Genomic DNA, 6,742 nt, shown 5'->3' on the forward strand with positions numbered 1-6,742 from the left:
GAACCAGCCGGCGAGGCGCAACGCTTCGTTGACCGCTTAGATGTAGGTTTTCTTCAGCGACCGGGCTCAGCGCCCGAACACTGGCAGAGCAGCACGGTCCACGCCCCCGGACGTCGTGCAGCCCCACCAGCATCGTCGCGTTTTGCGAGCAGGTCGCTGAGATGCCGCCGGTAGAGCTCGATGCTCGCTCGTTCGCGCCGTGCCCCTTCCGCGGACAGGTCTGGGTCTTCGAGTGCGCGCAACGAGGACCGGACGCTCTCTTGCAGGTGTCGATCTCACGCTCAACCCTATCAAGCTCGGTCACTGCGGCTCCTCAACGTTGACTTAACCGTGCCGTCCGGCCGACATGCCATGTCCGGCTGGCGCGTGCTCTGTGCGAGTCGCCGGAACCATCAGGAGACACCGCCGCTGCAAGTCGACCCCTGAAAAGCCAACGGCCCCCCAGTCGCCAAACTGGAGGGCCGTCGAAAATCAAAAATGGCCTGTGGGGCCGGTAAGCACTCCCCACAAGCCATGAGACGCCCCCGGGCGTCAAGCGGGAACGCCAATTCCCGCGACGATGAGGCTTTGCCTTGTGGACCGGACGCCCTCGCGGCGGCCCGGAACGACTCGTTGCGGCCCTTTTACGGGGCCGAGGACTATGTTTGCCGACGAGTTGAGGCGCGCCATTGAGGCCGCGACCCGAATCACCCTGCCGTCCGTGACTGCCCTGCTCTGGCACGCCTACGGGGAGGGAAAGGTCACGGAAGCCGAGGCGGAGAGCCTGTCCGGCCTGATCGAGGCGCGGACCCTGTCCGCCCCACGGCGGGGCGATACCCTAGGGGTCACACAGGTTTTGCGCTCCCCCGATCCGGGGACCGCAAATGCCGAGGATCCCGGCATTTCCCAGCCTCGTGTAGGATCGCCCAGGAGGGCCGTCGGCTCGCGCCCGCGCACGGATGTCTCGATGGAGCGCCGTCGCCGCTGGGCCGCCTCGGGGCGGCTTCCACCGGGGCTCGCGGCCCGGTTCACGCTGGCCGAGCAGGCGGTCCTCGCCCTGGTGGCTGCCGAGGTCGTGCGTCGGAAGGATTGTCGCCTGTCGATCGAGAACATGGCCGCGGTGGCCGGCGTGTGCCGGTCTACGGTGAAGAACGCGATCCGCGAGGCGGCCCGGGTGGGTTTGCTGACCGTCGAGGAGCGCCAGATCACTGGCTTCCGCAACGACACCAACATCGTGCGCATCGTCTCGCCAGAATGGCTGGCTTGGCTGCGGCTGGCTCGGACGCGAGACCCACTATCCAAATCTGGATCGTCCTCGATCGCATCCCCTGCCCGAGGGGGAGGGGTCAAAAACGTGACCAGCACGCCTACTGAAGTTCTAGTCCTGTCAGAATCGGGAAAAACCAAACCGAAGAAAGGCTGCCGACGAGCGGCGGTTCGGGCTCGCGGTGTGCCAGGGCAAGATTCTGTCGCAGGTCCGTCACGGGGCTCTCGCGCTATGTCGTGACCGCATGCGGCTGGACGATCTGACGAAAGATGCGGGACTTTCGATTCTGTGTGGCGCTGCGCCGAGCTGATGGGACGCTTGATGAGCCCCTGCACGAAGAGGTCATCACCGCCGAGGATGGGACAAGCGCCATCGCCCTAGCCAAGGCCATCGACGTGGACATGCTCAGGCTGCGGGCCAATGCGATCTATCTTGTCGACCCACACGGCTATGTCGTCTGGTCACTTCGGCTCGCGGACGTATCCGACATTAGCGCCTGAAGCTGCCGACAAGCGGTAGGCGACGCCGACTGATCAGGCCGGCCGCGAGTCAGCGCTGGCGGTGGAGACGGCACAATTACGCGGTGACGGGTAGTACGAAGAGCGGCATTGGGTGACAAAGCCCGCCATGATCAAGGCGTGTTGATGGAAACGATCATTGACGCTCGTCTACCGCGGGCATGTACCGAGAGCTTTGGGCAGACTGCGCCGCACAGGCTACTCAAAACCGGGCGGGGACTTGAACCATGAGTGAAGGCATCGTCCCGCTGCGCCGAAGCGGTGAAGAGCGATCCCCTATCGCCCGTGTCGACATCGCTGCCGTGGAACTGCTCGTCAGCGGTGAAGCCATCAGCCTGCAGACGGCGCGTGCCGAGGTGATCCTCAAGGACCTGCGAGCACAGCGGGACCAGATGTCGACGCTGCTCGCGGACCTGCGCGCACGAGGTTTGACCGGCGATGCCCAGATTGACGAGGTCAACGCCAGCCTCATCTCGGCGATCAACAAGGGCATCGTGCAGATCGACCTGTTCATCGCCCAGGCGCGGGTCCTCGTGAAGGAGGCTCAGCAAACCGACGTAGAGCGGTCTCTCAAACTGGGGTCAGCGCCGTAAGGCCTCAGTGCCGGTATCGTTCGGCCAGCACCATAAGGGACTGTGCCAACTGGGTGATGTTGGCTGAGGCGGTTTCAACTTGGCGGGTGCCGGCCGCCGTCTGCTGGCTCGCTTGCCGGATGCCGTGTAGCGCCTGCATCACCTGCTCGATGCCGAGCTGCTGCTGGTTGGTCGAGGCTACGATCTGCTGGAACGTCTGCACGTTCTCCTCCACCCGCGCCGTGATCTCCTCGATCGTCCGCTGCGTCGTGTCCGAGCGCGTCTTGCCGGCCGCCGCCCGCTTGACCGCCTCCTCGGTCAGCATCACCGAGGTGTTGATGCCCCGCTGGATCTCGCCCAGGATCCCCCGGACCTGCCCGGTGGCCGCCTTGGCCTGGTCGGCCAGCAGCTTCATCTCCGAGGCAACCACCGCGAAGCTGCGCCCGCTCTCGCCAGCCGCCGCCGCCTCGATCGCGGCGTTGAGCGCCAGCAGATGCGTGCGCTCGGAGATGTCGTTGACCGTCTCGATGATGTCGCCGATCGTCTGGGTCTTCTCCGACAGGCTGACGATGTTGCCGGCCACGGCTTCAGCCTGCTCGCGGATCGCGTCCATGGCCTTGGCGGTGTCGGAGACCGCGCGCAGGCCCTGCCGGGAGGTCTGGGCGGTGGCCTGGGCGGTGGCGATCACCTCGGTAGCGCGCTTGCCGATCTGGGCGCCGGAATGGGTGATCTCGTCGACCGTGGCCGCGGTCTCCTGCACGGCGGCGAACTGCTCCTCCACTGAGGCCGCCTGCTGCTGCGCCGAGGCCCGGATCTCGGCCGCGGCGGCGTTGAGGTCGGAGGTGGCCGCCCGGTTGGTGCGCGCGAGGTCCGACAAGCCGTCCACCATGACGTTCATAGTACGCCCGAGGCGGGCGATCTCATTACTGCCGCGCACCTCCATCCGCCCCGACAAATCGCCATCGCCAACGCGATCGACGAACGACATCACCGCTTCCAGCGGCCGTACCACCGCGCGGCTGATCAGCCAGGTGACGAGCATCGCCAGCAGCACCGAGGCGGCGAGCGTCAGGTAGATCGACAGGCGCGAGCGCTCGTAGGTCTCGCCGATCCCCTGTTGGCCCGCTGCGACGCTGTCGTTCAGCGCTCTGTCGGCTCGCTCGACGCCTAGGGTGGTAGCTTCATATTGTCGGCCAACCTCCTCGTTGTGGTTTTCTACCTCTTGGATATCGCCTGAGGCTGTAGCCGTGAGTTGAGCTTCGCTGCCGTCGCGGTAGCGGCGGTAGGTATCGTTGGCCTGGGTGAGCGTCGTGTAGAGACGCTCCCAGGTCGCAGCTCGCTCCGACGAGATCGCGTTCGCGCGGTAGTTGTCCGCCTCTCGGATCAGATCGGCGAAGAGGTTGTCGGTTTCGATCGCGGTCCGACGCCAGGTGGCAAAGATATCCGTTTCACGCACTGGACGGTTTTGCGCCTTCATCAGGCTAGCGATTACGGCGTTGCGGCGAAGGATGCCGAGGTTGCGCGTCTGGTTACCCAGCTCGTCGAGCTGCCGCATCATGGCGATGTCTCGGCTGACGATCATATCAGTAGCTTCGCGCACTGCCCCGAGCTGCCCGATTGCGTAGAGACCCAGCGCCACGATCACCACGATGACGGCGCTGAAGCCGAACAGAATGCGTTGCGCGATCGAGAGTGACACGGTGACCTCTGGGTGCAAGCATCAGGAGGTCATCCGAAACGCGACCAACCGATTGGAAAAGCGCAAGATCTCTCGCATTCGGCGCCGGGCGCATACAACCGGCTTGTCATCAACTTACTGCGTGGTTGGGTGAGTGTCGGTGCGGCGGGGGAACTGAACACCGCAAGCGTCGGCTTACGGCCCGAAACGTCACTGTAGATCGTCAAGTTGCTCCGGATCGTCTGGCTGTTCCTGCCGCGCTGGTTCGCCCGGCGCTTCTTCCCGCCTTTGCGGCGGTTTGAACTTAGGCTCTGCAGCCGGCGTCGGGGGAAGAGCGGTCCGCATCGGAGCGGCTGGCTTTATGGCAGACAGCACGGCCGGCCGTTGTGGGGGCAATGGAGGATGAGCGATCGGTCCGGCGATCGACGGCGCTTGGACGGGCAGCGTGCCAGTTCCAGCGGGTGATGGAGGTGCGGCCATCGCAGAATTTTGGGGTAGCCCCTCGGACGATGGCGCCTGGAGCGCTACGGACTGTCCTGCCGCCGAGGTCCCACTCGATGGCTGAGCTTTGGCCGGAGCAGGCTGCGCAGCTGCCACACGCTCTGGTTCACATTTCTCCCCGCATTGGTCGACGTGAGCGTGAAAGGTCTTGGCGCCGATCGTAGCAGCGATGACGCAGCTGCTTGGGTGATAAACGAGCCCGAACTGGAACTTACCCTTGTCATCAGACTCGGCCGTGAACTTCCCATCCAGCGACACGCTCGTGTGCGGCTGATCGGTTGTCCCGACAACGTAGAGCCGCCCGGCGGCAATGGCGGCGGCATCGATCCCCGGGGCTGCATACGCGGCGGTACCAAGGGCAAGCGCTACGGCGCCAGTCGCCGCGAAGATCCTTGCCCACTGCATCAATCAGATATCCGCATTCCGCCCTTCTCTGGATCAGGGGCTGATTTTATCGGAACGCGCGGATGGCCGGGTTGGACCCGGGTCTCATTGCGGCATTGCGATCGACGCCGGGAACCTGCATGCGCTGATTGAGGCGGTTCAGGTCGAGCGCGATGCCTGGCGGGACGAGGCAGAGCGGCTGGGCGCTCGAAGCATCAGAGCTGCTTGAGCGGCGACAGCCTGTCCCGCGCCTGCTACAGCCCCGCTTCTTCCCGTCAGCGCGCCCGAGGTGTTCGCGACACCCCAAGGCATGCGGCGGGCAAGCACGTGACGACAGGCGCTCTCCGGGCCAGTTCCCTGCAGAACGCCCGTGAAGCCTTGGCCGGGCGGTCGCGTGAGGGTCGGTGCGGCGGCGGGACTGGAGACCGCAAGCGCCGGCCCAGGGCCCCAGATCATCGGCGACACTGAACGGCAGAGGCCCACCCCGGGTGTAGGGGCGGGAGTTGTGCCACCAAGCTCACGAGCGCTGACGGGAACCGGTAATCAGCGGTCCAGTCACATCCCGCCGTCTAAGGTATCCTCTGATGTCTGAGAGCCCGTCCGATAATGATCCGAGGCGGGGTTGAGTGGCCGGGATGGCGATGATTCCAGGCGGGTTGCTGAAGCCTAACCTGGAAGCGCCATGTGGACCCCGACCACCCGGCGGCAGCATAGCCGCGCGGGCCTTCGCTATGAAACCGACCTGACCGATGCCGAGTGGGCGGTGATCGAGCCGCTGATGCCGAGGCCCGAGCCGCGCGGTCGGCCTCCGGTCTGGACGCCCCGAAAGATCTTAAACGCGATCTTCTACGTTCTGCGCGGCGGTATCGCATGGCGGATGATCCCCAAGGATCTGCCGCCGCGATCGACTACGTTCGGCTACTTCAGCCGCTGGCGCGACGCAGGGCTGTTCGGCCGGATCAATCACCACCTCGTCATGGCTGATCGCGAGCGTGTCGGACGCGAAGCCTCGCCGTCCGCTGCAGTGCTCGACAGCCAGAGCGTCAAAACCATGGAGAGCGGCGGGCCGCGCGGCTACGACGCCGGTAAGAAAGTCAAAGGCCGCAAGCGCCAAGCGCTGGTCGACACGGACGGGCGTGCGCTCGTCCTCGATCCGCAGCCTGCCGACGTGCAGGACCAGGACGGAGCCGTGCCAGTCCTGCGCCTATCGCGCCGGAGCTTCCCGTTCATCGTCAAGGCCTTCGCCGACGCCGGCTATGCCGGCGACAAGCCCGCGACCGCCACGATCATTGCCGTCGAGATCGTGCGCAAGCCGCCGGATCAGGTCGGCTTCGCTGTGCATCCGCGCCGGTGGGTCGTTGAACGGTTCTTCGGCTGGATCAGCTGCAACCGACGCCTCTGGAAGGACCCGGAAGCGACCCTCGCCTCTGCCAGAGCCTTCCTCTACGCCGCAGCCGTCATGATCCTCGTCAGACGCCTCGCCCGATCACCCTGACTTCTCGGACGGACTCTGAGTTGGCTCAGTGACGACGTCGACCGTGTCCTGAGACCCGTGCGCGAAGCCTACAGGATGGTCGACCGGGGGGAACAGGTCCGCCAATCCGGTGGCTATACCGTGCAGTACCGGATCATGTGAGGTGCCGAGGGAAGGCGTGTACGGGTCAACGGTTCGCATGCTGAACACGGGTCTGAAACTGATGGGAAAGTGAGCAGCCCTCAAACCGCTCTTGATCTGGGTTAATAGCGCTTAACGTAGAAGGTTCAGACGATTTTCGCGCTTGGGTTGTGAACCCGCAACCGCGGCGGCGACCCCGCGGTTGCGAGTAAGACTCGCGCCAAGCGC

General features: G+C 65.2%; 5 protein-coding genes. 4 read left to right on the forward strand and 1 reads right to left on the reverse strand.

The window, feature by feature from the left end:
- Positions 1–640: 640 nt before the first annotated feature.
- The 3 genes from MKL11_RS00105 (at position 641) to MKL11_RS00115 (ending at position 2,357) form a co-directional block, all read left to right on the forward strand.
- On the forward strand, positions 641–1,486 hold the full coding sequence (locus MKL11_RS00105; protein WP_243939187.1) for a helix-turn-helix domain-containing protein: 846 nt from the start codon (positions 641–643) through the stop codon (positions 1,484–1,486).
- A 50-nt stretch (positions 1,487–1,536) separates the two neighbouring features.
- Positions 1,537–1,746: a hypothetical protein gene (locus tag MKL11_RS00110; RefSeq protein ID WP_243939188.1), complete on the forward strand. Its 210-nt coding sequence runs from the start codon at positions 1,537–1,539 to the stop codon at positions 1,744–1,746.
- A gap of 245 nt (positions 1,747–1,991) precedes the next feature.
- A complete protein-coding gene (locus MKL11_RS00115) occupies positions 1,992–2,357 on the forward strand; it encodes a hypothetical protein (protein WP_243939189.1) in 366 nt (121 codons plus the stop codon).
- A 4-nt stretch (positions 2,358–2,361) separates the two neighbouring features.
- Here the strand turns inward: MKL11_RS00115 and MKL11_RS00120 are convergent, their stop codons facing one another.
- Positions 2,362–4,035 carry a methyl-accepting chemotaxis protein gene (locus tag MKL11_RS00120; protein ID WP_243939190.1) on the reverse strand — a complete coding sequence of 558 codons (1,674 nt, stop codon included), beginning with the start codon at positions 4,033–4,035 and terminating at the stop codon, positions 2,362–2,364.
- Positions 4,036–5,581: 1,546 nt separating this feature from the next.
- On the opposite strand from MKL11_RS00120, the gene MKL11_RS00125 reads away from it, so the two are divergent.
- The gene (locus tag MKL11_RS00125; protein ID WP_243939191.1) at positions 5,582–6,394 is read left to right on the forward strand and encodes an IS5 family transposase; all 813 of its coding nucleotides are present in this window, start codon (positions 5,582–5,584) and stop codon (positions 6,392–6,394) included.
- Positions 6,395–6,742: the final 348 nt, after the last annotated feature.

The organism is Methylobacterium sp. J-077, from assembly GCF_022829365.1.
Lineage (GTDB): Bacteria > Pseudomonadota > Alphaproteobacteria > Rhizobiales > Beijerinckiaceae > Methylobacterium.